Here is a 25,178-nt window from a genome sequence, read left to right on the forward strand (position 1 = left end):
GTGAGGACGCAATACGGGGACGACGTGCAAACAACCCGCCCTTACATACAACAGCAGTGTAGCGATGCCCACAGCAGTTACGATTGATTCCCGACGCACAGTGCCCGGCGACTGGCTGACCGCAGCTTTCCTGCTCGCCTTTCCCTCTATCGCCATGCTCGTGCAAGGCGCTTCGAGTGCCGTATCGATTGGCGCGGGCGTCATTGCACTGGCGGCGCTGATCCGGCGGCCAACTGGCGCTCCCTATGGTTATGCGCCGCTTGAGCGTCACTCACTCGCGTTTTGCATCGCACTGTGTGGCCCTGTTGCCGCCGTGGCCCTCAGTACGATCTCGCATGGGCATCCTTTGCTCCGGACCTGGGATTCGCCGTCGCGGTTCCTGCTCGCGATCCCAATTTTTCTGGCGCTGCGACGTGCGCCACAGCGCATCTTCGTCTGGGCGGACCTCTCCTTTACGCTGGGCGCCCTGTCCGCGCTGGCGCTGGCCCTCTTCATGCCGCGCGATTGGGGCGACGGCCGCATCGGCAGTGCGTTCCTGAACCCGATCCATTTTGGCGATCTCGCGCTCGCGCTTGGCGTGCTGTCGGCGATTGCACTCAACTGGTGGCGTAAGGATTCGGCGCTCGGGCGCGCATTCAAGATCGCGGGACTGTTTGCAGGCCTCGCTGCCTCCCTGCTGTCCGGCGCGCGCGGCGGCTGGGCGGCAATTCCGCTCGTAGCCTTGCTGATCGTGTGGGAGCTCGGCCGCAACAAACCGCTCCACTGGAAGTTGCTGATGCCCGTGGCCGTCGCGCTCCTGCTCGGTCTCGTGTACGGGCTTTCGGGGACAGTGCGCGACCGCGTCAACGATGTGTCATCGAACCTGACTCAGTACACGCAAGGCCATCGCGACACGTCGGTCGGCATCCGTCTGCAACTCTATGAGGCAGCCTCCACACTGATCGCCGAACATCCGGTGCTGGGCCTCGGCGGTGACGGTTTTCGGGACAAAATGGCCTCAATGGCGAAGCAAGGTGCAATTACCCCCACCGCGGCGGCGTTCGGCGAGGGCGAAGTGCATAACCAGCTGCTCGCCTACATGGCCAACTACGGGATTGTCGGCGGTCTCGCACTGCTCGCGATCTATATCGTGCCTGCCGTCTTTTTCGCGGCAAAGCTTAAATCCGCATCAAGGATAGCGCGGCGTACGGCGCTCATGGGGGTGTCCTTCGTCCTGATGTTTTTCGTCTTCGGACTGACGGTCGAGACTTTCGACCTGAAGAGCACGGTTTCTTTCTACGCGACCATGCTGGCTGTTCTCGCGGCGATCGCGGAACGCACGGATGTCAAATCCGGCGCTTTGTAGCGTGAAACGCCGGGCACCGCGGTGCGCGAGGCAATTCGTGCCCGGTAAGTTTCACGCGGGATGTAACGGCGACGCTCTTACAACCACTGCAGAAGGACTGGCAGCAACACAGGCACGATAAACGCCGTGAACACGCCATTGAGGCCCATGCCAAGGCCCGAAAACGCGCCCATCTCCTCACTCACCTGAAACGCGCGCGCGGTGCCGATGCCATGTGACGCGACGCCGATCGCAAACCCGCGCACCTGCACTTCACGTACGCGAATCACATTGAGAATCCAGCGCGCGGTCACTGCGCCGAACACGCCAGTCGATATCACAAGGACAGCCGTGAGCGACGGGATGCCGCCGATCTTGTCGGCAACGGCCATGGCGATCGGTGTGGTGACGGACTTCGGCGCGAGCGACGCAATCGTCTGATGCGAAGCCCCGAATAGCTTCGCGACACCGACCGCAGACACGATCGCCGTGAGCGAACCCGCGACGAGCCCGCCGAGCAATGGCAACGCGCCGCGCCTGAGCTTGTCCCACTGTCGATAGAGCGGCAATGCGAGCGCGACCGTCGCGGGGCCGAGCAGGAAGTGCACGAACTGGGCGCCTTCGAAATACGTGCGATATGGCGTGTCCGTGATCTTGAGCGCCGCGACGACGAGCGCCACGGCGATGAGCACCGGGTTCGCGAGCGGATTGTGCTTCGCGCGCGCGTAGATGTTGATGGCGACGAGATAGGCGACGAGCGTCACCGTCAAGCCGAGCAGCGGCGTGGCGGCGAGATAAACCCAGATTGCGTCGAGCTTCGTGATGGGCAGATGGCTGTTCACGATGCACTCTCCCCGGCGGTCGTGTTGCGCCGCTGGCGACGCAACAATGCGCGCGTGACAAGTGCGGTCACCGCGATGCCAAGCGTCGTGCTGACGACGAGGCTCGCGATCACGGCAAGCGCCTCGCCGCGCACCGCCTGCGCCGACACCATGATGCCTACGCCCGCAGGAATGAAGAGCAGCGAAAGATGGCGCAGCAATTCGAGGGCGGTCGGCTCGATGGCCTCGGCGGCGGCGGGCCGCATCAGCGCGAAAGCGAATAGCAGGAGCATGCCGATCACGGGACCGGGCACCGGCAGCGAGAACACGTAGGACACGCTCTCGCCGAGACACTGGAAGAACAGGAGGGCGGCTAGGGAACGAAGCATGATTCAGGTCGGCGCGAGGCCTCCGTGCGGAGACCGGCGCGCGCATCGTTCGCGCGCGCCAGGCATGCGAGTCTACCGGATTCTTACGCGCGCCTCAGCGACACCTGCTTCAGTCTGCTGCCTGTGGCTGGTAGCGCATACGCACTGATTCGAGCGCCACGGGCAGAAGCCGCGAACGCGGCTTACGTCTCGGCAACACGACGAAACCCAAACGACGGTAAAGGGCCGCGGCACGCGTGTTGCTCACAAGCACGTCAAGTACGATTTCCCGGGTTTCTGTTTCGAGGCCTCGCTGGCGTGCAACGGCATCGCTGAGTGCATGCAAAAACAGCGCGGAAAAGACACCGATGCCGCGCGCCTCCGTAAGCGTGGCGCAATGCGCAATGAGCGTCTGCACACGCTTTGGTTTGGGCAGTTCTGTTTCGAGTACAAGGCCGCGCAGCAGCATCGGCACCGTACGCAAGGGGCCAAAATGGCGCAATAGCGTCCAGACGATATGCGGGTCATCACTCAGGATGTGGCGGCCGTCGTGGGCCGCGAGGACTGCAACGATCCGACCCGCTTCATCGACGGCAACCTCGTGACGCCGCCACGAAAAGCGGCCGCGCGAAAGCGAAAATGCATACTCCAGAAACTCACGGCATCGCTCGGGCGGGGTACCGAGGAAATACTCAAATTCGTGCTCGCCCGATGCGAACACGAGCGACGCGCATGCGGCCGCGTCATCGGCGCGCGCGGGGCGAAACGACAGACCGAGAGAAGCGTTAGCGTGCTTCTGCGGCATGTCTGACTTCGAATTTCGGGGAACGTAACTCATCGCAATGCTCGATATCGTTATTCGACTACGGATACGGCGCGCCCAGGCGCGCCGTGAGGTGATGCTCGTACCGAGCTACTAGCGCTTATGCACCTGTCTCTCCAGCCACGACCAATAGAGCACCATCCCGAAGCCGACGCACACTGTGACGTCCAGTGGCATGAGGAAATACTTTCCGCGTTGAAACGCCACCCAAACTGCCATCGCCGAATAGAGGAACGTGAAGATCTCACCTGCCAGCAACACGGAGTTGATGCGCGGCACAATGGCGAGATAGCCGTCCCTTCCCTTTGGCGTGCGGTGAAAATCCCCGTGCACACCCAGCAGGGCGCGCACGCCGCCGACGAAGTAGTACCAGGCCATCGGCAAGAACATTGCGATGTACCGATAGGTATCCCACAGGGCCTTCAGGTAGTTTGGCTGACTGTCGAATCGTGCACCCTTGCGTGCAGCAAACGCATTTTCCAAACCCCAGAGCGCAACGAGACCGAAGAATGCAAGTGCGCCCCAACGCATCGAGGCGCTGTCAAAATGCACAAGATACGTGAGCGGTAGGCTCAATAAGATCAGTACATAAATCGAAGCGAGCAGCACCGAGGAAAACATCACCGAAATCGCATGCATGCGCTTCATCAGCGGCATTCGCTGCGACAGCATCTCCTTCGCATGCTTGAATCCGCTGTGAATCAGGCCGCGTCCCCAGCGCTCGCGCTGAATGCGATATGCGCTGATGGTCTCGGGCAGCACCGACATCGACACCACGTCACGCAGATAGGCGTATTTCCAGTCGCCGAACTGCGCCCGGTAGCCGAGATCGACATCTTCCGTGACCGTCGAATCGTTCCAGCCCCCCAGCGCATCCACGCAGACCTTGCGCCATACGCACGAACTGCCGCTCAGCGATGCCATGTCGCCGTCCTCGCTCAGGCCAACGGTCACGTATTGCTGGTGCCCCATCTCCATCGCCTGAAAGCGAGTGAGGAATGATACATCGCGATTTTCGTAGCCGATGCCCGTTTGCAGGAAGCCCAGCTTGGGATCCTGGAAACACGGGATTGTCTTCTGCAGAAAGTCGACCGGTGGTACGAAATCGGCATCAAATATCGCAAAGAATTCGCCTCGCGACTGCCGGATGCCGCTGACTAGATTGCCGGCCTTATAGCCCTTGCGATCTCGCCGCTTGAGCAGGCGAATATCGACACCGTGTGCCGCGTATTGCGCGACTTTCAGACGCGCGAGCTCGGTGGTGCCGTCCGACGAATCGTCAAGCACCAGAATCTCGAGCTGTTCTGCCGCATATTGCAGGCGGCAGGCAGCATCGATCAGCCGCTCCACCACGTCGGATTCGTTGCAGACAGGCAGCAGAACGCTCACCGTTGGCCAACGATCCGCCGCGGCATCCGTCGTCGAATGGGCAAGTTCGGTCAATTTGCGCCGCTCCACTTTTCGCGAAATCAGAAAGACCCGCAATTCAAGGAAAACGTACAGCGCAAAATAGACAACGACGACGAAAAAAGCGGCCTGACAAAACCAGGAGAGCAACGCAAGCATCGTGATCAATTCCTCACAGCTTCACGACAGCGCAGACTTCCTCTAACCGGTGCGCCCAGGTGTGGTGCTCGCGCACGTACCTTGCCCCAGCCTCGGCGCGATCCAGATCTTCTCGTGAAGGTCCATTACGCAAACGCGCGAAGAGATCGCGAGTTTCTTCGTAGGTATTCACGACGTGGCAGAAATCGCGAAAATGGCGATCAACGGCTCGACTCGGGTTCGTCACCGCAATGCCTCCACACGCGATGATTTCCAGCAGCCGACGCGAAAACATCGTCTCCGAACTCGTGACCGAATTCACGTTGATCGACACGGCATGCGACTTGTAGACATTCGCCGTTTCGCGGTGAGGCACCTTGCCGTGCATTTGCATCTGGCTCGTTTTCGGAAAGCGGAACTCGAGATAGCGAGACAATCGATCGTGATTTCGATCGAACACATTGAGCGGCATCGCGCTGTGCTCGCAAATCTCGAACACCATGTCTAGAAAGCGGCGCCGCTCGTTCAGTATGCGACGGTAATAGCTGCCTGTGAAGCAGACCTCGTTGCGTGTAAAATTGAAACCCGTGAAGCTATGAAATGCCGGCTGGAACGGCATGATCAGCGTATTCACGGGCACGTGCGCGGGTACCTGCCGGCGATAGCGCTCAAGGCATTCTTCGTCCGTGGTGAAGACGTAATCAAACGCCTTCGCCACGTCGATGAATGCTTCAAAAAAAGGACCGTCGTCCTTGTTCCAGAACACGGTGGGGACGCCGGCTTGCCTCGCGAAATCGATCAGGCGGAAAATCGCCTTCGGTTTCGTGAGGCGCAGCGTTTTCGGCTGCTTCGCTAATTCATAGCGCCAGCTACCGTCTACGCCATGAAAAGCGGACTCCGCGAGTACGAGATCGGGCTTCCAGTTTTTGATGACGTCCCGGTAATTCGAGGGCGTCAATACGCGCACACGGCATTCGGCAGACAAACAGTCGGCCGTGAAATAGTCTGTAACGAGCCCGATTTTCAGGCGCCCGAAGCGCCCGGCTCGCTCTGCGTCTTCCGAAACCTTCGGATAGTCGTAGACCAGTGATCCCAGTTTTCTAATGACCCTACCGACCATTCCCCTTACCCCACACTTTTTGGTAGTGCCTTGATGACAAAATCGCGCCAGCAACGCTGTGTGGTCGCGTATTCTTTTGCTCGTTCGCCGAGCACGGTGAGCCCCGCGCGATCGGCCAATGCCGTTTCGATAACACTCGCGAGATCGGCGGCATCGCCGGCCTTGAAAAACCAACCGGCAGGCTGTGCGCCCATTTCGTCGCGAAAGACCGGCAGGTCCGGCACGATGACCGGCTTGCCCATCGCCATTGCCTCGACGAGCTTGATAGGCGGCACAATCTCGCAGACCTTGAACGGTTTGCGCGGAATGCACACGAGCGCGCAACGGCTCAGCGTTTCCTGAGCGTTCTGCGGTGACATCCGGCCCAAAAAGCGGATGTGCTCCGACAAACCGAGGCGCACCACTTGCGCTTCGAGCGCCCTACGCGCCTCACCATCTCCGATGATGCTGACTTTCGGCGGCACACCGCGCGCATGCAGTTGTGCCACGGCGTCGATCAGCGTGTCGAGCCCTTCGTAGGCGATCAGCGACCCCGCGTAACCGATGCTGTTCGGCTCGACCTCCGCCAGGGCTTGCGATGAAAACCGCTCGGGCTCGACGCAATTGGGCAGCAGAAACATACGCTCTTCAGCAATGCCCCATCGCTCACGGGCAAAGTGGCCCAGTTGCTCCGAGATCACGAACACACGGTCCGCATGGCGTGCAACCAGGCCTTCCAGTTCCAGTCCTTGCCTGAAGCCTTGGCGTCCCTCGAAGTAGGGCATGCGCGAAATGCGAGTCAGCTCCCACAGGCCACGCATTTCGTACTGAAACGGAATACCCAGTTGCCGCGCGGCCAGTAGTGCCGGCAGCGCGTTGACATGGTTCGACGCCGCATGAATGACCGACACGCGATGTTGCTTCGCCCACTTTGCAACAACGCGGGCCGCCTGCACGGCGTAAAGGAGCACCGGGCGATTGTTGGCCGGCCCGTTGGCATGCAGATATCGCACCTCTCCAACCTGCGTCTCTTCGCCTGCTGCGTCGCGCAAGCGGTCGACGCGATCAAAGGGATAGCCCGGCCGCGTCAATGCGTGCACGCGCCCACCCGCCGACGCCATCGCGCGGATAACCTCGTGCGTGCGTGTCGTATATCCGCTCGTGTGGTACGGCAACGCGCTCGCGGCGACATAGAGCAGGCCTCCACCATTCGCGTTGTACGTATCGACGCTGGGGCGCAGCTTGGCCTTGCGCTCCAGAGCGCGCACGGTGAGCCACCGGCTCAAGCCCAGATAGGGCTCAGTGACGGCCGTTTGGAGGAACTCAAGTGCACTGCTCATGCTGCCGCCTTCGCCTGCGGTTTAACTTCAGCGCGCGCGAGATCCACCGTTTTCGCCATCTTGATCTTGCCCCGCGCGTGCAGATCGAGAAACTCCGCCGTCGTGATCACGTCGTAGTCCTTCGTCAGGCGACGCAGCAGCTTGCGATAGCCCTCTACGCGCTGGTCATCGCGATAGGTCGCATAGCCGTTTTCGTCCCAGTACAGCAGTGACCAGGAATGCAGCAGGAAAATGGAAAAGGTCGGGCTACCGCTGAATGCGTCGAGCAGCAACTTGCCCCACCACGGGCGAAAGCGGAAATATGGCGATTCTGGATACGTGAGGCGCGCCCACCATTCTTCCTTGCCGACTTTCGGCAGGATCCTCTTTTCCGTCATCGGCACTTCGAGCACGCCGTTCGACCAGGCGTACGGAAGGTTCGTCGGCTCGCTGAAAACGGCCTGATTCGCGTGAACGGCGCACATCGAATTGTTGAACGATGCACGCACACCTGCGGCTTTAAGTGCGCGGATCGTCGACGCATTCCAGCGGAACGAACCAGCGCGATGCGCAAGTACCGGCTTGCCTGTTTCCGCGGAAATCAGGTTGCCGAAATGCCTGATCACAAATTCGGACCGCGCGTCGTCGGTGTACTGGTTCATGTACTGCGGCCGGCGCGCAAGTCCGTGTTCGGCCCAGAACGAATCGGGCAGGTATTCCGGATGCGTGTGCAACTGGACATCCTGGCCCACGGAATCGAGCCAGCGCACTACCTCGCGCGTTTCGTCCAGATACGACCAGGCGCCACATTGATCGACGAAATAGACATGCTTGGCACCGAACTCGTCACCGATTTCGGCCATTTCCCGGATTCCCGCCGTTCCGCGCTCGTGCACGCCCCACATCAGCCGCTTGACGTGGTCGTGCGGCGCGCGTTTGGGCAGCGCCTCGGTATCCACCGTCAACATGGCATAGCGATTCTTTTCCATCATATTCAGCTCAGTTTCAGCAATGCATTCCATTCCGGCGCGCTGGCCAGACCAGCGCTCAACGGCACGATGCATGCATCGCGATAACGCCACGCGAGATACGCCTGCTTTCTCTCATGCAGCGATGGGCCGCCGCCGCTCAGCGACGGTACATATTCCACGAGCCAGCCCAGACGCGAATAAAAGGCGAAGTCGGCAATATCCGTGACCAGAACCGGCGCCAGATGATTGTCGCCTTCCAGCTTGCTCGAAAAACCTTCGCATGCGGCGCGCAATTGGTGACGATCGGCGCCCAGCGCCCAGATCATCACTGTCTTAACATCGGCAGAAACCGGCCGGTGCTTGAGGGTGGAAAGCCACGGATACGGCGTGACGTGCGGCGAAATCAGGCCCGCCGAAGCAAGCAGATGCCGCAGGCAACGCCATGCACGATCCTTCAACGCAGTTGGCGGCTTTTTCGCAAGCAGGTCGTAGCGCGCGAGCAAATCCCATTCGGGTTTGGCTGCAAGCGCCTTCAGTTGCTTGCGCAACGTTTTTGCTTCTGCAATCACACTCACGGCGCACGCTCCCTGCTGGTTGCCAAAGCGAGAATTCTTTGAGCCGCTAGCACCGCCCCATTCATGGGGATCGCGGCGCGCGCAGGCTGAGCCGAGTTCAACATGCCGAGAAGTTTGCGCACAGCGGCCTCGCGCTCGTCATCCGTCTCGCACGCCGAAACGACGGCCGGCATGGCGTCGGCGACCATATGCGCGCGGCGAACCTGATCGTCGGCGAGTTGTGCGTTCGGCACCAACAATGCGGGCACGCCCGCCTGTACCAGTTCGCAGCACGTGTTGTAGCCTGCCGCGCCAACGAAGGCGTCGAACGCGCGCAGATAGCGCGCCAGCGGATAAACCGTGAGCGGCAGGACGTGCGGCGGCAACTCGACGTCGCGCACCGAGATGGGCGCACGCACCCAGACCACCTTGAATCCAGCCGCTTCGAAATTTCGAATCAACCCGTGACCGATACCCGCGACATCCTTGAGATTGCCCGGGCCGAGCGCAATCAACACGAAACGGCCATCCGGGGGAAGGCCCAGCGCCTCACGCGCCGCGGCGCGGTCGAGCAACTCATCCTCCTCGAGCACGCAGACGGGCGGTACCAGCGCGCGCACGCCACCGCCTTTGAGTGCGGTTTCGCTTTCCTGCGCGCCCAACTCGCCCGGCTGCACGACGAGATCGAACAATGCCTCGTCCACCGGCACCGTCTTGGCGCCCTCCTTCAGCAAACCCCTGTTCGACCACACGAGCGCCGGCGACCCATACGCCTCGCATGCGGCGAGGAATCCTTGAAACGGCCAGGTGCCGTCGAACACGATCACATCCGGCCGCACGCGCTCGAGCATCATGCCGAAACGCACAGCCAACTCGCTATTCCACGCGAACGTCGAACTCTCCGACCAGTACGGCGAAACGAAGTAGTCGGCCTCGAAACCCATCTCTTCGATCAGTTCGATTGCTGACGCCAACGAAAAGAAAACCGGCCGGGCACGACCGCGCAGTCGCCGCGCATACGAAAGACAACGATTCAGATGGCCCATTCCCGAGCCATTGACGTTGAAGAACAGAATGCAAGGCAGTTGCCGGTCAGGCGAGTCGCTGCGAGCCGATTTCGGATCGTTCATGCGTCGCCGCCGAACAGATCGCGTGTGTACACCTTGTCGGCCACGTCCTCCAGATCGGACGTCATGCGGTTTGCCACGATCACATCCGCCGAACGCTTGAATTCGGCCAGGTCGTTCACCACGGACGAGTTGAAGAACGCCGTATCGTGCATGGCCGGTTCATACACGATGATCTCGACGCCCTTCGCCTTGATGCGCTTCATGACGCCCTGAATGCTCGACGCGCGGAAATTATCCGAGCCGGCTTTCATGACCAAACGATAGATGCCCACGACCTTCGGGCTGCGCTTGAGCACGCTCTCCGCAACGAAGTCCTTGCGCGTGCTGTTCGATTCCACGATCGCGTGAATCAGATTTTGCGGCACGTCGCGGTAATTCGCGAGCAGTTGCCTGGTGTCTTTCGGTAGACAGTAACCGCCGTAACCGAAACTCGGATTGTTGTAGTGCGCGCCGATGCGCGAATCGAGGCACACGCCCTGAATGATCTGGTGCGTGTCCAGCCCGTGCTGGGCGGCGTATGTGTCGAGTTCGTTGAAATACGCCACGCGCATCGCGAGATACGTATTGGCGAAAAGCTTGATTGCCTCGGCTTCGGTGCTGCCCGTGAATAGCGTGGGAATATCCTGTTTGACCGCGCCCTGCTTGAGCAGGTTGGCGAAGACTTCCGCACGTTCCGAACGCTCGCCGACAACGATGCGCGTAGGATACAGGTTGTCGTACAGCGCCTTGCCTTCGCGCAGGAATTCCGGCGAGAAAATCAGGTTTTCCGTTCCAAGCACCTCACGCGTGCGCTCGGTGTAACCGACCGGAATGGTCGATTTGATCACCATGACCGCACGCGGATTGATTTCCTTCACCTCGCGAACGACGCTCTCGATCGAACGCGTGTTGAAGTAGTTCGTTTCGGGGTCGTAGTCGGTCGGCGTCGCGATGATCACATAGTCGGCGCCGGCGTAGGCTTCGGCCCTGTCGAGCGTCGCACGGAAATTGAGCGGCCTGTGGGCGAGGAAGTCCTCGATCTCGGCGTCTTCGATCGGGGATTCCTTGCGGTTGAGCATCGCCACTTTTTCCGGAATGATGTCCAGAGCGATGACTTCGTTGTGCTGGGCCAGCAGTACGGCGAGAGAAAGGCCAACGTAGCCAGTGCCGGCGATTGCGATTTTCATACAAATGCCTCAAAACAGATAGCGGAATGCGGACTGGGCAGCGCATTGCGAGCCTGGGCTCGCTCGCCAAGGTTCAGTTGCACGATTCCGGGCAGAATTGTCTCACAGCGAAATGCGGCCGAAAGCCGAAATCCGCCTGAACTTCGTCCTTCGGAAATCACGAATGCACCACCTGCGGCATGCGCCGGCCTTCTTTCTGATTGCCGGACTGAGATTCGAATATCTTCAATGCTCCGGCGGGGTCACAATCGGTGCAGAATGCAGCACCAACTCCGAAGTGAAATCACACGGCAACCCAGCCTTTGCGCAATCTCTAGGCTTATCCCGATTGTCCACAGGGAGGCTAAACCACGAAATTGCATAGAGATACTTCACAAATTTTGATTTCGAATTCTCCGTCCTGACCGCTCGGGTATTGAGGATAGCCCCCTTGGGCGGGCGACGATCCTTAATTTGCACGGTCGGCTCCGCAGCATCGGGATTCAGCGCATTCTGTACCTTGAGCGAATCATCGCCGTATACAAAGATCTTGCTTCCGATCTCCGGCTGGTGGACCTGTTCTATCAATCGACCGTCGCTGACTTTTACGCCTGAAAAGCTGACTTCACTCGGCAGCGAACCACCACCTCGTGGATCCCAGCGATACGTCCACGCCGTTGCCGGTACAGATACCCAACCGTTGCTTCCCGGACGGGCGTGATACAACTGAGTCGCCCCGGTGGTATCGAATTTCACATAAGAGATAACCGGCCGCCCTTTTACATCGAACCCCAGACGAACGTTATTGAAGAGACCTGAATTCTCTGAAACAGGATCGACAACCTCTGCAGACGTCGGCGTGATCGGCAAGGGAAGAACGTTGCCGCGACTGTCCTCCCAAACCCGCAAATCTTTGGTCTTTGCATAATTGACGTGAAAGTTCGTCTCAACCTTATATGTCCTTCGCCACACCCACGCTACGTGAAAGAACTTATCCGGTCCCAAAACGTAGTCGGTATGGTAAGCATTGACCGTATTTCCACCACTATTTGGCGCAAAAACAGGCCGACTCGTCCAGCGAACCCAGTCAGAACCAACCAGTCGATTAATCAGTTCGATTCCATCGCCGCTCTGGCCCGATCGGTACGAATACCCCAGTGCCCCGTCGGGAAAGCGGAAAAAATACGGATAGGTCGTTCGCGCCTCATCCGTGCCCGCCATTCCTCTTAGCAGACTGAGGCCTGCGAGTTGATCCGGCGCGTCCATGCGCGCGTAGACCAACGGAGACACATGCATGTTGCCTGAGACATTCAGTCTATTCTCAGGGTCAAACGCGAGTGCGATCGAGTTGTGTTCGTCCCATCCGCCAAAACGTGACGGGACCCTGACCTTTTCCAGGCTACCGCTGCATTTGTTGATTTGTGCAACGGTCAACCAACGCTCGGCGTCGTAATAGGCGACGTACAAATAGTCCTTGTTCTCGAGCGCATCAAACGCGACGCGCGCGGCGCCCCACGCCCGGTCGATTGTGATCTCGGGCGCTGGAGCCGTACACTTCGAAGCGTTCGCCATATTGGCTTCCTGGGCGAAAACAGACCCAGAGATACCCGACAAAAGCAATCCACCAACAAATACCGGTGCTGACGTAACAATACGCATAGGTCAATGCCTTCCGCTTCGCGAGCCTGATGCTCGTCCGTTATTGATTGCAATCCACCAGCGAGTTCGCGAAGTGGCGCACAGGCCAAAGATCGGGCCCGCTTCGAACCCGATCGAACCCGTGGAGGCGCCTATCGCGCCGCTCCAATCTTCGAAACGAATGCCGCGCTAATCATCGGCCCGACCTCCGCGAGAGTATGCCCCTCGGAAACGTCGCTGCGAGCTTGAAGAGCGAGTTGGTCTCGCAAGGAAGGCGATTCGATAAGCGAGCTAATGCACTCGACCCACTCATCCGTTGAGCGCGCAACGAGCGCGTTATGGCGATGTCGCGCGACAGGCTCATAAGTACTGCCAGCGGACACCACGATAGCGACATCAAGCGCCGCGTACTCGAGGAACTTCAAATAGCTCTTCGACTCATTGAATTGGTTCTCTGCCAGCGCGATGATCCCGATATCCCAGTGCACCCGCTCTTGCAGCCAACGAACAAAATTGGGGTAGTCATTCTTCTTCGAAAGTGCCACTCGCTTCCCGAAGGTCGGAGTGCGATTCTGGAATCCGCCAATAACTTCGATCTCAACTAGCGACCCGTACTTCTTTTCAATTTGCTTCATGGCCTCGGTCACCAGGTCCAGATCCTCGTCATGGGTCGGGGTTCCGATATAGCCGATGCGAATTGGGCCGTTTGGCAGCCTGCGGTGCGATCCCTGGTTGTGTTGACGCGGGCCCTCGAGTCGCCACAGGTCCGCATCCAACGCGTTAGGAATGACGACCACGTTGGAATTAATCTGCCTCATGAGTTCAGCCAACGACGGCGTCGATACATGCACGAGATCGGCAGCCCCAGCCAGCAATCTGACTTTCGCGGCTACAGCATGCGCATCACCTTTATAGTGACGGGCTTTGAGCCCCTGCGCATCAAGCAGATCGTCGTCAATCTCGTAGACGAGGCGTCCGCCTGCATCCTTCCAACGCGGCAACCAATCCTCGAGTTCGGCCAGCTTGAATCCGATGGCGTCTCGCTGCATCAACACCGCGTGGGCCGTTCCCGGTTCCGGGAGAACTTCCGCCTGTTTTACCTGCCAGTCGCGCAAAACGGCCGGCGACTGGTAAGGAAGGACAACCCGAACATAACCTGACCCGGCAGGCAAGCCATCTCCACGCATCCCCGGCATCAGGAGAAGCAGCGGCTTGTCGTGGCGCGGATACTTCATCCGCCAAACCTTCAGGCTCTTCTCGATTGGCAAGCACTCGCTAACCGCGGCAGAATGTACGGAGTATCCTGCGGCGGTCTGCAAACCCGCGCGCCGCATGCTTTGCAATCGTTGCGGGCTCGACAGCAAGCTCGCCACCGCCTCGAAGCAGGCTTCCTCGTTAAGGGTATCAAGCACAAGGGCATTGCGTCGATGCTCGGCATACTCGTTCCCTCCCCCGTTCGCGGGCACAGCAACGGCACAACCGCATGCCATCGCTTCCAGTGACGTGCGCCCAAATGCCTGGTAGTCCGAGAGATCGATAAAGAGATCGCTGTTAGCCAGGAGCGCCGCAACTTGAGGTCGCTTCAACAGTCCATGATTCTGAAACGGATAATCCCGCTCCAGTGCGAGGAACTCCGCATTCCCCCCGTCGCAACCGAAGATATTGACGACGAGTTGATCGCCGAGCGTCTGATGGAGCCGACGCAGCAACCGCATCGTACGCTCTGCTCCACGGTAGGGAGTCTGCGGACGAATCATCGCCGTGACGTGCATACGCTCATCGTTGCTTCGGCGAACCGGCTTATATACCTCATGGTCGATACTAGGCCGTACCCTGTGCACCGTTACGCCGTGGTGCAGCTTGACCACATCGGCAATCCATTGTGTCTTGGCAAACAGCAGCGCACCAGGCACCAACGTGTACGAGTCCCGCGCCTCGTGCCACTTTGCTGAGTCCTCTTCGAAGAAGTAAGGCTCATAATCCTGAACGTAGTAAGCGGGCAATATGTACGGGTAGACGCTTACGATTCGCTTGACGAGCTTCATCGAGGTGAAGATCGTGCCGACGACAACGTCATAGTCATCGGCAATTTGCAGTATCGTGCATTCGTCGAAACCGACAAACACGTCCTCAATACCGGGAACGTCGGAATACATCTCTCGAAAGGCCGTCACGTGCTCGTACTTCACGGCCACGTTCGCCTGGATGCCCATACGGCGCATCTCGCTCACTTCCTGTACCACCGAGTGCGAGCCGCCGCCGCCGCCCTTGACCGGTAGCAGAAATAAAATCCGCATCGACATCAGCTCGATGCGTTCCGCCGTGGATCGCGCCTCGATAGCAGCCTGCACGCGATAGCGAACCTGATCGAGCAGCTCCGTGCGCTTTACATCGGCCACACGTGCATAGTATTTGTCGGCCGTATGCTTGCGCTTGAGACTTTCCGTACCCTGAGCTGACAGCTCCTTGCGTCGAGAATGGCCGAAGCTCTTGGACTTGGCATGGAAAACGTAGACGTCGTCAGCGACGGCAAGCTCGAATCCTGCATCGATCGCGCGAATGCAGAAGTCATTCTCCTCGCCGTAACCAACCGGAAAATTCACCTCATCCATGTATCCGATGGCATCAATCACTGCGCGTCGAATCATGAAACAGAAGCCGTTTACGAAGGGCAAACGCGGATAAGACGGTTCTGACGTGTCCGCCACTAGGGCGGCCATGTCATCGACCGTTAGCCCCTGGGGTAGCTGGTTAACAGCAAACGACCCCGTTTCATCTCTCAAAGCGGGGACGTTTTGCCAGCTCGCTGCATTGGAAAGCGGGCCAACAATCCCGAGCTTCGCATCTGACTCCATGCAGCGCACCAAGCCCCTCAACCATCCGGAAGAGACAATCGTGTCACTGTTCTGCGTAATGACGTATGGCGCACGTGATGCCTTCAACCCGGTATTGACCGTCCTGGTGTAGCCCTGGTTCGTGGCGTGCTCGATGAGCGTGAAAAGTGCATTTCCGGAACAATAGCTGCGCAGCCATTCAGTCGTGTCCGGTTGCGATCCGTCATTCACGACGATGACACGCACATTGAACTCGTCTGTATGGAGTTCCAAAGCTTGCAGGCATAACTTGACGTCGTCGAGCGCGTTGAACACGGGGACGACGATATCGACGCTTTCAGCCGCATCATTCTGCGCAAAGCGCCGCTTGTCGCGAATGCGACGCTTCGCCAACTGAATGCTTTCCTCGATCAGATGAGACAACTCTGGCGTAGTTGCTTTCGCCTTTTGATAGAGCTGAATCGCATTCTCATATTTCCGGTTACGCAGAGCTTCGTTTCCCGACGCCCAATATGAAATTTGTGAATTATCTTGCATATCTTTTTTGCAACGTCTTGTGATCGACTAACCGTCACGGGGAATAAGTTGACGATCAACACTTTCAATCGAATAAAGCGTCCGTTCTACGCAGTGAAGCGGATGTCAATCAATTTGATCGGCCGAAATAGCGACCTATGTCCCAGATCGTGATTGGGCTGCTCGTTATATTGAACGAGCAAACTGAGCACGTTTTCCTGTGCCCAACGGACCCTATCGACAATGGGTTCCGAAAAACCCAAGTCCTCGTCCCAGACCGTCTGCACGTCGTCGGGAGCCCAAACATAGGCTGGGGATCTCAACAGGGTTGCGACCATTCGCCCCCGGCTGTGATCCCCTCTGGTGATGATGTACGCGTTGTCGTTTCGGTCGAGAACGATCTCCGGACGACTAATCGGGATCTGCAACGTCCCGCTACCGGTCAACGCAAAAGGCCGCGCCCGTTTCGAAATGATTTGGTGATGCCACAGGTTGCCGTCATAACGCAAATACTGATACTGGGGAATACCATTCGAATCATCAGCATAATAAACGATATGCGGTCGATTAAAACTGTCGACCGCCATGCTGCATTGGTTCATCAGGTTGCTGCCGGGCGAGACCGGGTGAACCGTTTCCGCGTTTGTTTGCGTAATCGGAAGCTGGTATCCGCGCCCTTTCGACGTCACCCAGGTAACCCCGTTATCCGTAGACGAGGCGTAGCCAATATTGATGTTATTGACGCGTTTTTCCTCCCCGAGCATGTGCGTACGCCACACAAAACTAATGTGCAGATTACCGTCATGGTCAATAGCTGGGTGATTCCAGTACGCGTTACTCGTCCACGGCTTCGAATCGCTGCCGCTCAGAACAGGTACCGGACTATCGGCCCAGCTGCCAGATGCCTCATCGTAGGACTTCAGGCGCGCGGTGCCCTTGTTGTGTATGCCGTCGCGATACAGCAGTGCAAGTGGAAAGCCATTACGCGGGTGGAGGAACGTGGGGTAAGTGACCTTGGTCTCGGCGTTGCCGGTCATCGGCAACTCCTCCGACCATTCGGTAATATCGCCTGGTCGAACACTGCGACGATAGCGAAGCTGCGTCGCGTGGTGGTCGTAACATATGTGGATATGGTTCGCCCGATCGACACCCATGCTAATGCTGTTATGCGCATCGAGCAGGTTGTACTCACCACCCAGATCATGCGTTCGAATATGATTCGTTTTCAGATCCCGCTGAACGAGACGCAGTGTATGTTCGTCGACGTAGAACGCAGTAAATTGCTTTCCTTCGCAGCTGAGAATGCCGTGATGGCGGAAAATGACCGTGTTAATGGAATTTCCTGCCCACGCGTCACCAAAGTCTATTTCTGTTAATTGCCTGACCGTAAATCCATGATTCGCGCGGGGACCACCCTGCCCTGAACGCACCACGTGCGGTTCATCGCCCAAGCGACCCGACGAGATTCCGAGTTGGCTGTATTGCTGATCGATGCGCGCCCCGGTGACCAACGCTTTGTCAGTCCCGGGCATACCGTTAGCAATCGACGACTCGAAGTGTTTGAATGCCTTCGAGAAATTCCCAGCGAGCGCAGCGGCTCGCCCCAAACTGTTGTGGATCCCAGCAGCCAGTATCTGGCACACCAGCGCCTTGCCAGCGCCCCATCCTTCCGCTAGCCCGATGAACTCTTGAGCCTCAGCAATCTGACCGGTTTGCAGGCGGCCGGCCGCAGCGAACAGTGCGAGCTTCGCGCGCTGCGGATGACCTTGCAGCACACTGCGGTTGAGCCTGGCGAGCTTCGGCCAGTCACCGAATTGCCATTGGATACGCGCGCGCTCCAGCAAGCTATCGTCGTACGCGACAACAGGAGCGTGCTCCGATGGAACTTCACACGCGGCGACGGATTGAACGGGCTCTTTACTCGACACTTTGCTATGGAGATTAGTTAGCGGCTTGCTCATCGATTCGCTCTCGAAGCAACACATCCTTGATCAAGTCAAGCTGGGCTTCGGCCCGAACGATTTCTTCCTGCATGAGCCTCTGACGCGTGGTCAAAATTTCGTCATTCGTCTGACGATCCTGAAGCTGCTGCTGCAACGCCTTGATTTCCGCAAGGTATTCCGCGGCTCGCTGGGTAGATTCAACACGATGCGCCGATAGCTCCAGCTTCTCGTGCTCGAATCCTTTCCTAGCCTGCTCCAGAATCTCGTTTTCCCGCTTACGCTCGTCGGCCAGCTTCGCAGCGGAATCGTATAGCCCCGACAGCTCAGACTTCGCGCTTTCGAGATGCGAGTTGGCCTGCTGCAGTTGCTCGACTTCTCGCGTGCGCTGCGTCAACTGCAGGCACGCGCCCTCGTGCAGATTGGCCAACTTCAGATTTTCCTGCTCCAGGCGTGCCTTAGCGTCACGCAGGGCCTCGAGTTGGCGAGCGTCGTCACCGCTCTTCCTGAGGACTTCTTCGTAACGATTCGCCAATACCGACCTGTCCTGTTCAAGCTGGCTCGTGGCCCCCTTCAGCGCATCCACTTCACGAGTGCGCTCTGCCAAAACGTTGACGAGCTCTTCGTAGCGTCCAGCTAGCGTTGCCTTTTCCTGCAACAGATCCAGCCGCGCCTGCTGCAGGTGTTCGATTTCCTGACTGCGCTCCTCCCCAAGGCTGCTGGCTTCGTCACGCTGACTGGCCAACAGGGAACGCTCCTGTTCCAGCTGGACTTTGGATCGGCTCAACGCCTCGATTGCCCGAACGCTCTCGGCGAGCATTCGCGCATCTTCCTCATTGCGGGCCACGAGGCTCAACTTGTCGTTTTCCAGACGCGTGACCGTCTCTTGCCAAGTCTCAACGTCTCCCGCGCGTTGAACCAACTCTCGAGTGACCTCTTCGCACTGCACGGCAAGCGCCAGATTTTCCTGTTCTTTCTGCGCAATGACTTGCTTCAGGCGTTCAACTTCACCGGCACTTTCACCCACTAGCCTGAGCGCGACCTCTTCGCGGCCCGCGAAGAGCAACACTTCTTGCTCAAGTTGGGCCGTGTTCCGCTTTTGTACTTCGAGTTCCCGCGCATGCTCGGCCACCAGACCCATGGCCTTGTCGTATTGACCCGTGACCTTGCGTTGCGCCTCCTCCAACCTAGCGTTGGACTCCTTGAGACGTTCTACCTCCCTGCAACGCTCGCCCAATTGCCGCGCCTGATCGTCTCGCTCACCGGCCAGGCGATTCAGCTGCTTCTCGATATCCGCGCGGCGCTCGTCAAATTTTGTGCGCTGCTTAGCTTCGCGCTGAAGCGCGCGATGCGCTTCATACCGGAGCTGGCTGGCCTGTCGATCCTCGGACTCGCTGAATTGCATATCTGCCGGCAGGATATCCAGCATGGCCGCCGCCTCGATGACCTGACCAGCCTCATGAAGTCGAAAGGCAAGCCATTTCAACCGATATGGCTTCGGGTCCAACGCATACGCGCGCTGTGCAGCCTCCGCGGCACCAAGGCGATTGCCAGGCATCAAATGCCTCGCGACCGCTGTATAGCCGTTGGCTTGCATCACTGACGAAATCCGCACATCGGTCATCAACTTCTCTACCGCACCAAGACCACCCTCACGGTACGCCGCGAGCAGAGCACTAAAGTCTTTGCCGCCCACCGATTGCGGGGGCGTGCGGCGGCTGTGCAATCTCCAGATCGCACAGAGTCGTCCAGGCAACGCCAACATGGCCTTCGGAGAATCGACGCATTGAATCAAAAGGCTGCCCAGTTGCGAGCTCAGTGCATTTTGCGTTTCGAGGCCGTGGACTTTCTTCTGAACCTCAACCAGGGCGTGAAGGCGCCGGTTCTCAGCAAGCGCATCCGGCAGTTCTTCGTCTACCCAGTCCTTAGCCACCAGGTCGTTGCCCGGCGCACGTCCGGACACGTTCTTTTCAAGAACCTTGTTCCGCAGATAGTAGTTTCCCAGCTCCTCCTGAACGTGATGGAGCTGAAGAAGCAACTGTTCGTTCTCCTCTTCCACTTCACCCAAGCGTGCTTCAAGATCTGCCTGAATATTCTTATCCATCATCATTTCGCATCTTTCCAAATGCCGCGCGTGTCGATAAGCACCTGACCGCTTTTGAGCTTGGGTTTCATGTTCCGGAAGTCGGCGTGATCAACGAGGAGAACAATGATGTTCGCTTCAACGATGGCCTTTTCAAGCCGCATGAGGCCGACCTTCTCCAGCCTTAAGTCTTCCGGAAGTTCTTTGAGATTTGGCTCGACGATCGCTACCATTTTGTCACCGCGTTTCGCCAACGTCCTGGCGATATCGAGTGCCGGACTCTCTCTGAGATCGTCGATATCCGGTTTGTACGAAATTCCCAGGCAGGCAATACAGAGATCTTCGGCAGCCGTCCCCGAATTCACCAGCTGCGTCACAGCTTCGTCGATCTTCGCGATCACCCAGTCGGGTTTCGCATCGTTCACGTTGCGCGCGGACCGAATCAGCCGCGCCTCGTCGGGTGCGCTTTCGACAATGAACCACGGATCGACCGCTATACAGTGCCCGCCCACCCCGCAACCCGGTTGCAGAATATTGACGCGCGGATGCCGGTTGGCAAGCGCGATCAGCTCCCAAACGTCGATGCCCAGCTTGTCGCATATCATCGAAAGCTCGTTAGCGAACGCAACGTTGACATCCCGAAAACTGTTTTCTGCCAACTTGCACATTTCAGCGGTGCGTACGTCAGTGACGATGCAGCGTCCCTGGACCACCAAGCCATAAAGCGCAATTGCGGCTTCGGAGCACGTCGCCGTCATGCCGCCGATGACACGGTCATTGGCAACCAGTTCGTGCACGATGCGCCCAGGAAGCACTCGCTCGGGGCAGTGAGCAATTCGAATATCAGACGCTTCGCCGGCTTGATGTGGGAAAGTGAGGTCCGGTCGAATTTCCGACATCCAGCTTGCCAGTAGTTCTGTACTACCGACGGATGACGTGGACTCAAGCACGACGAGGTTGCCCTTTTCCAGCACCGGAGCGATCGATCTCGCCGCGGCTTCGATGTAGCTCAGGTCGGGCTTGTGGTCCGCGGTCAATGGCGTCGGCACTGCAATGACGAACGCCTCGGCGGGCTCGACAGTTGTGGTGGCTCGCAGATAGCCGGAGCCCACTGCCGCCTGGACCAGAATGTCCAGTTCCGGTTCGACGAAGTGGATGTCGCCCCGGTTGATCGTTTCAACCACATCTGCTGACACGTCAACGCCGATCACGCGCAACTTACGGGACGCGAACAGCGTAGCTGTAGGTAGGCCGATATACCCAAGACCGATTATTGAGATTCTATTTAGCATGCGCTCGCAACTATATTGCAGATACGTCGGGAGGCGTCGCCATCACCATAGGGGTTGGCGGCGCGCGACATAACCATATAATCCGCCGGCTCATCCAGAAGCCGGGTTACTTCTCTTACGATTGTGCTTTGGCTGGTGCCGACTATCCGGGCCGTGCCGGCCTCAATCGCCTCCGGCCGCTCCGTGCTCTCACGCGTCACGAGAACAGGCTTGCCCAGAGCTGGCGCCTCCTCTTGAACGCCTCCCGAATCCGAAATGATCAGCGTGGCCCTGTTCATCAGGTAGACAAAGGGCAAATAGTCCTGCGGATCAATCAGAAAGATCCCCGGAACGCCACCAAGGAGGCGATGGACCGGCTGCTTGACCTTCGGATTGAGATGGACCGGAAAAAGAACCTCGACATCTCCTCGCTGCGCAATCTCCAGCAGCGCCTGGCAAACGGATTCCAATCCCATGCCGTGGTTTTCGCGCCGGTGCCCCGTTACAAGAATCAGGCGCTTGGACGGGTTCAGGAACGCGAAACGCCTTTCCAGTTCGTTGCGCGTCTGCCCATCTTCCCGCAGGCGAGCAACCGTGTTCAACAGAGCGTCAACCACCGTATTACCGGTTACGTGGATATTGGCGTCGGATACGCCTTCCCGCCGCAGATTCTCGCGAGCATTAAGGGTTGGGGCGAAGTGATACCTGGCCAAAACGCTCGTCAGGCGGCGGTTGGCTTCCTCAGGCCATGGCGCAGACAAATTTCCCGTACGAAGACCCGCTTCGACGTGGCCCACATCAATCTGCCTGTAATGGGCCGACAGAGCTGCTGCGAACGTCGTCGACGTATCTCCTTGAACCAGAACCAGGTCCGGCCTCGACTCGGTCAGCACGGCATCCAGTCCGCTCAGCGCTTTGCCCGTCATTTCCAGCAGAGTTTGCCCGGGCGCCATGACGTCGAGGTCGTAGTCGGGACGAACGTCAAAAAAGGCAAGCATGGAGTCCAACATCTGACGATGCTGAGCGGTCACACATACTTTGGTTTCGACGGTCGTTTCATTCTTGAACGCCTCGACGAGCGGCGCCAACTTTATCGCCTCTGGCCGCGTACCCATGACTATCAGAACCCTCATAGTCTTCCCCCGCTCAATCAACGTGGTCGAGAATGATGCCCTCCAGCAACTTCACGATTCCAGCCAGCGCAATCGCGGCCAACAAAGTCAGAATCGTGTTGTACATACGCTGAGGCTCCATCGGATAGCTAGGCGTGGTCGGAGCTTGCAACGGGGACACCATTTTGAGGGTGCGCGCGGCATCCATCCTGCCCTTTTCGAGGGCGGCAAGCGCAGTTTTGTACAAATCCTGCGCGAACCCGGCCTGCATTTGCAGTCGCTGGAACTCACCGACCGTATAGTTCAACGTCCGCCTCGACGGAGACGTCAGTTCTGCCTGCTTCTGGGCAATCTGCTGGTCAATCGCCTTGAGACTGCTCCTAAGCATGACAACCGTCGGCTGATTCGGGCTTAACGTGGGCGGCAACGAGTCCAACTGGGCCTGAACTTCGGTCCTTTGCGCCTCAAGCTTGTCAATGAGCGCATTGAGACTTTCGGCGGTTGCCTGCGGGGCCATCAACCCTTTACGATTCTGAAAATCGATCAGATCGTTGCTAGTCGCGATAACGCGGTCGTGGGCAAGTGTTACCTGCTTCGTGAGATAGTCAACCTGCGATTGCGCCAGATCGTGTCCAATCTGGTTCATATGGGCCTCGCCTTCCCGCACCATGAAGGCCGCAATGGCTTGTGCAGTTTTCGGATCATAGGCCTGCGCACTAATTCGGAGTACTCCGCTATAGTCGTCGTACTCCACATCGATGCGCGACAGCCAATAGCGATAGAACCACTCCGGCGGAGCGTTCTTGAACCACATCCGCGAAACAGGATCCCAGCGTCGGTCGCTGTAATGAGCGCGCAGATCGAGAGCGGCATCGAGCTTCTTCAGCATGTCCGCGGACAGAAGATACTCGCGCAGCAAGAGTTGATCGCTACGGCTAGGACCCGCGGCCCCCGGCACAATGGTTGAAATATCGACGTTCGGATTGCTGATCTCGTCTGTCTTCTGGATGATCACACTCGCGTCGGAAACGTAACGGTCAGAGGCTACGAATACCCAATACACCGCGGAAAGGATCGCGACGATAAAAATCAACCTAATGATTAACTTGAATACACTTACGGTCGACAGGTTGTGCAACTTCTCACGATAGCCATTAGCCATCTTTCTGAGTATGCCATCCTGGATGATTACCGATGACGAGTCGTTCATGAGGCTATTTTTCCCTTGTATTCCTTAAGCGCATCACCGAGATCATCGAACCAGTGAGCCATTCCCTCGTTAATCCAGATAGCCGATTGGCAAAACTGCCTGAGCGTGCCTTCGTCATGGGACACCATGATCACGCTTTTTTGACCCGTCTTGTCCTTGAACGCGTCAGCTGCCTTCTTTCTGAATTTCGCATCGCCAGCCGCCGTCACCTCATCTGAGATGTAAACGTCAAAGTCAAAGGCCAGCGATAGCGCGAACTGCAACCGCGACCTCATTCCTGATGAATATGTCTGCACCGGCTTGTCAAAGGCGTCGCCCAATTCGGCAAAGTCCTGGATGAACGCGAGACGATCCTTGAGTTCATTCTGGTGTCCGTGGATTCGGCAAACGAACTTCGCATTCTGTCGCCCGGTTAGTGTGCCTTCCAGCCCTCCGCCTCCCATTGGCCAGGATACGCGGCATCGACGCTCAACCCGGCCTTTGGTCGGAAAGTCGACGCCGCCGATAATGCGGAGCAGTGTCGATTTCCCCGCACCGTTCACGCCGATCAACGCGACGCTCTTGTTCGAGGGAATCGTCATGTTGACGCCTCGCAATATCCATTTACCGGCGCCGTGCTCGGATATATATCGCTTGTGGACATTCTCTACAACGATCATTTCATCACCAGCTTCTTTGCGAAACGTCTGTAGAGTGCCAAACCAATCAGTACGAAACCCAAGCCCCAGCCAAAGAGATACGCTAGGTTGACTCCCGGGTCGGTGTGATAGGTTGGCAAAAATCCGAGCCGCACCAGTTCGATTCCGTGCACGACAGGATTAATCAGGAGAATGTCACGATAAGGCTCAGGAACAACCGCGATAGGGAGCAATGTGCCGGAAATGTAGTAAAGGGGCACATATAGCATCTTGTAAATGTGGTCCAGTTCCGGGACAAATTTCATTCCCACCGAGGTAATCAGGCCGAGACCGAACCCGAACAGCCAGAGCCCCAGAAGCGCAGCAACGACCAGCAACGGGTCCGCAGGAAATAACACCGGATTCAGCGTATCTGGCGTTATTGTCTTGCCCATGGCAACCGTGAACAGAATGATGATAGTGGCGATTGGAATCATCAAAAAGAATTCCAAAGCCCCTCTTATGAACGCAGCATCAAATGGCTTTACCTGTCGATAGACAAAGAAAGCCTTGTTTGTATCAATCGCGTGCAACGTTTGAAGCCATGTGCGCCTCCAAAGGAGAAATCCAACGAATCCTCCAAGAATCCACATATTGATTTCCATTCCACCTACTTCGTGTATGTGGAGCGTTTGATATCCGAACGTGTGAATCGCGATATAGACCACCGGCTCAACCAGCAGCCAAAGCCATGCCGCCCGTGCCTCGAACAGGCGATCCAATGCCTCACGCAGAAACATCGCGCGCCAAACGGCTAACGTAACCTCTAAGGGCGTACGAATTTTTTCCGTCATATCC

The 25,178-nt window shown here is 57.9% G+C and carries 20 protein-coding genes; 1 reads left to right on the plus strand and 19 read right to left on the minus strand.

From position 1 onward, the window contains the following. Nucleotides 1-64 precede the first annotated feature (64 nt). Nucleotides 65-1,345 (plus strand): O-antigen ligase, encoded by a 1,281-nt coding sequence (locus U5A57_RS17550; RefSeq protein ID WP_321912875.1) that lies wholly within the window; start codon nt 65-67, stop codon nt 1,343-1,345. Between the two features lie 77 nt (nt 1,346-1,422). On the opposite strand, the gene U5A57_RS17555 is transcribed toward U5A57_RS17550, so the two are convergent. The 19 genes from U5A57_RS17555 to U5A57_RS17645 all read right to left on the minus strand — a co-directional run bounded on the left by U5A57_RS17555 (nt 1,423) and on the right by U5A57_RS17645 (nt 25,174). Beyond that, nucleotides 1,423-2,166 (minus strand): LrgB family protein, encoded by a 744-nt coding sequence (locus U5A57_RS17555; protein WP_321912877.1) that lies wholly within the window; start codon nt 2,164-2,166, stop codon nt 1,423-1,425. After that, on the minus strand, nt 2,163-2,534 hold the full coding sequence (locus tag U5A57_RS17560; RefSeq protein WP_321912878.1) for a CidA/LrgA family protein: 372 nt from the start codon (nt 2,532-2,534) through the stop codon (nt 2,163-2,165). The genes U5A57_RS17555 and U5A57_RS17560 overlap by 4 nt, the downstream gene beginning before the upstream one ends. Nucleotides 2,535-2,643: 109 nt before the next feature. Beyond that, the gene (locus U5A57_RS17565) at nt 2,644-3,351 is read right to left on the minus strand and encodes a GNAT family N-acetyltransferase (protein WP_415774638.1); all 708 of its coding nucleotides are present in this window, start codon (nt 3,349-3,351) and stop codon (nt 2,644-2,646) included. 78 nt (nt 3,352-3,429) lie between these two features. Further along, nucleotides 3,430-4,902: a glycosyltransferase gene (locus U5A57_RS17570; RefSeq protein ID WP_321912882.1), complete on the minus strand. Its 1,473-nt coding sequence runs from the start codon at nt 4,900-4,902 to the stop codon at nt 3,430-3,432. Between the two features lie 13 nt (nt 4,903-4,915). Next, nucleotides 4,916-6,055: a glycosyltransferase family protein gene (locus U5A57_RS17575; protein ID WP_321912883.1), complete on the minus strand. Its 1,140-nt coding sequence runs from the start codon at nt 6,053-6,055 to the stop codon at nt 4,916-4,918. After that, nucleotides 6,007-7,320 carry a glycosyltransferase family 4 protein gene (locus tag U5A57_RS17580; protein ID WP_321912884.1) on the minus strand — a complete coding sequence of 438 codons (1,314 nt, stop codon included), beginning with the start codon at nt 7,318-7,320 and terminating at the stop codon, nt 6,007-6,009. Before U5A57_RS17580 ends, U5A57_RS17575 begins: the two co-directional genes overlap by 49 nt. Continuing rightward, the gene (locus tag U5A57_RS17585) at nt 7,317-8,291 is read right to left on the minus strand and encodes a polysaccharide deacetylase (RefSeq protein ID WP_321912886.1); all 975 of its coding nucleotides are present in this window, start codon (nt 8,289-8,291) and stop codon (nt 7,317-7,319) included. The genes U5A57_RS17580 and U5A57_RS17585 overlap by 4 nt, the downstream gene beginning before the upstream one ends. 2 nt (nt 8,292-8,293) lie before the next feature. Continuing rightward, nucleotides 8,294-8,845, minus strand: a complete 552-nt coding sequence (locus U5A57_RS17590) for a hypothetical protein (RefSeq protein WP_321912888.1) — start codon at nt 8,843-8,845, stop codon at nt 8,294-8,296. Next, nucleotides 8,842-9,954 (minus strand): glycosyltransferase, encoded by a 1,113-nt coding sequence (locus U5A57_RS17595; RefSeq protein ID WP_321912890.1) that lies wholly within the window; start codon nt 9,952-9,954, stop codon nt 8,842-8,844. Before U5A57_RS17595 ends, U5A57_RS17590 begins: the two co-directional genes overlap by 4 nt. Next, nucleotides 9,951-11,120 carry a nucleotide sugar dehydrogenase gene (locus U5A57_RS17600; protein WP_321912891.1) on the minus strand — a complete coding sequence of 390 codons (1,170 nt, stop codon included), beginning with the start codon at nt 11,118-11,120 and terminating at the stop codon, nt 9,951-9,953. The genes U5A57_RS17595 and U5A57_RS17600 overlap by 4 nt, the downstream gene beginning before the upstream one ends. 225 nt (nt 11,121-11,345) lie before the next feature. Next, on the minus strand, nt 11,346-12,758 hold the full coding sequence (locus U5A57_RS17605; RefSeq protein WP_321912892.1) for a BNR repeat-containing protein: 1,413 nt from the start codon (nt 12,756-12,758) through the stop codon (nt 11,346-11,348). Nucleotides 12,759-12,889: 131 nt separating this feature from the next. Beyond that, a complete protein-coding gene (locus U5A57_RS17610) occupies nt 12,890-16,108 on the minus strand; it encodes a glycosyltransferase (protein ID WP_321912893.1) in 3,219 nt (1,072 codons plus the stop codon). An 86-nt stretch (nt 16,109-16,194) separates the two neighbouring features. Beyond that, the gene (locus tag U5A57_RS17615) at nt 16,195-18,048 is read right to left on the minus strand and encodes a BNR repeat-containing protein (RefSeq protein ID WP_321912894.1); all 1,854 of its coding nucleotides are present in this window, start codon (nt 18,046-18,048) and stop codon (nt 16,195-16,197) included. Continuing rightward, nucleotides 18,029-20,137, minus strand: coding sequence for a hypothetical protein (locus U5A57_RS17620; RefSeq protein ID WP_321912895.1), 2,109 nt, complete (start codon nt 20,135-20,137; stop codon nt 18,029-18,031). The genes U5A57_RS17615 and U5A57_RS17620 overlap by 20 nt, the downstream gene beginning before the upstream one ends. Beyond that, nucleotides 20,134-21,402 (minus strand): UDP-N-acetyl-D-mannosamine dehydrogenase, encoded by a 1,269-nt coding sequence (wecC, locus tag U5A57_RS17625; protein WP_321912897.1) that lies wholly within the window; start codon nt 21,400-21,402, stop codon nt 20,134-20,136. Before wecC ends, U5A57_RS17620 begins: the two co-directional genes overlap by 4 nt. Continuing rightward, on the minus strand, nt 21,396-22,469 hold the full coding sequence (wecB, locus tag U5A57_RS17630) for a non-hydrolyzing UDP-N-acetylglucosamine 2-epimerase (protein ID WP_415774639.1): 1,074 nt from the start codon (nt 22,467-22,469) through the stop codon (nt 21,396-21,398). The genes wecC and wecB overlap by 7 nt, the downstream gene beginning before the upstream one ends. 58 nt (nt 22,470-22,527) lie before the next feature. Further along, complete coding sequence (locus U5A57_RS17635) at nt 22,528-23,703, minus strand: chain-length determining protein (protein WP_321912900.1); 1,176 nt, start codon at nt 23,701-23,703, stop codon at nt 22,528-22,530. Beyond that, the gene (locus tag U5A57_RS17640) at nt 23,700-24,362 is read right to left on the minus strand and encodes an ABC transporter ATP-binding protein (RefSeq protein ID WP_321912902.1); all 663 of its coding nucleotides are present in this window, start codon (nt 24,360-24,362) and stop codon (nt 23,700-23,702) included. The genes U5A57_RS17635 and U5A57_RS17640 overlap by 4 nt, the downstream gene beginning before the upstream one ends. After that, the gene (locus U5A57_RS17645) at nt 24,359-25,174 is read right to left on the minus strand and encodes an ABC transporter permease (RefSeq protein ID WP_321912904.1); all 816 of its coding nucleotides are present in this window, start codon (nt 25,172-25,174) and stop codon (nt 24,359-24,361) included. Before U5A57_RS17645 ends, U5A57_RS17640 begins: the two co-directional genes overlap by 4 nt. Nucleotides 25,175-25,178: the final 4 nt, after the last annotated feature.

Origin of the sequence: Paraburkholderia sp. J11-2 (assembly GCF_905220185.1) — a bacterium.
GTDB lineage: Bacteria > Pseudomonadota > Gammaproteobacteria > Burkholderiales > Burkholderiaceae > Paraburkholderia.

What these genes read in the sequence shown, in the direction of transcription:
- U5A57_RS17550 (WP_321912875.1), top strand. Translation starts at nt 65, where the DNA reads ATGCCCACAGCAGTTACGATTGATTCCCGACGCACAGTGCCCGGCGAC.
- U5A57_RS17560 (WP_321912878.1), bottom strand. Translation starts at nt 2,534, where the DNA reads ATGCTTCGTTCCCTAGCCGCCCTCCTGTTCTTCCAGTGTCTCGGCGAG.
- U5A57_RS17565 (WP_415774638.1), bottom strand. Translation starts at nt 3,351, where the DNA reads ATGAGTTACGTTCCCCGAAATTCGAAGTCAGACATGCCGCAGAAGCAC.
- U5A57_RS17570 (WP_321912882.1), bottom strand. Translation starts at nt 4,902, where the DNA reads ATGCTTGCGTTGCTCTCCTGGTTTTGTCAGGCCGCTTTTTTCGTCGTC.
- U5A57_RS17580 (WP_321912884.1), bottom strand. Translation starts at nt 7,320, where the DNA reads ATGAGCAGTGCACTTGAGTTCCTCCAAACGGCCGTCACTGAGCCCTAT.
- U5A57_RS17585 (WP_321912886.1), bottom strand. Translation starts at nt 8,291, where the DNA reads ATGATGGAAAAGAATCGCTATGCCATGTTGACGGTGGATACCGAGGCG.
- U5A57_RS17595 (WP_321912890.1), bottom strand. Translation starts at nt 9,954, where the DNA reads ATGAACGATCCGAAATCGGCTCGCAGCGACTCGCCTGACCGGCAACTG.
- U5A57_RS17600 (WP_321912891.1), bottom strand. Translation starts at nt 11,120, where the DNA reads ATGAAAATCGCAATCGCCGGCACTGGCTACGTTGGCCTTTCTCTCGCC.
- U5A57_RS17605 (WP_321912892.1), bottom strand. Translation starts at nt 12,758, where the DNA reads ATGCGTATTGTTACGTCAGCACCGGTATTTGTTGGTGGATTGCTTTTG.
- U5A57_RS17610 (WP_321912893.1), bottom strand. Translation starts at nt 16,108, where the DNA reads ATGCAAGATAATTCACAAATTTCATATTGGGCGTCGGGAAACGAAGCT.
- U5A57_RS17615 (WP_321912894.1), bottom strand. Translation starts at nt 18,048, where the DNA reads ATGAGCAAGCCGCTAACTAATCTCCATAGCAAAGTGTCGAGTAAAGAG.
- U5A57_RS17620 (WP_321912895.1), bottom strand. Translation starts at nt 20,137, where the DNA reads ATGATGATGGATAAGAATATTCAGGCAGATCTTGAAGCACGCTTGGGT.
- wecC (WP_321912897.1), bottom strand. Translation starts at nt 21,402, where the DNA reads ATGCTAAATAGAATCTCAATAATCGGTCTTGGGTATATCGGCCTACCT.
- U5A57_RS17635 (WP_321912900.1), bottom strand. Translation starts at nt 23,703, where the DNA reads ATGAACGACTCGTCATCGGTAATCATCCAGGATGGCATACTCAGAAAG.
- U5A57_RS17640 (WP_321912902.1), bottom strand. Translation starts at nt 24,362, where the DNA reads ATGATCGTTGTAGAGAATGTCCACAAGCGATATATATCCGAGCACGGC.
- U5A57_RS17645 (WP_321912904.1), bottom strand. Translation starts at nt 25,174, where the DNA reads ATGACGGAAAAAATTCGTACGCCCTTAGAGGTTACGTTAGCCGTTTGG.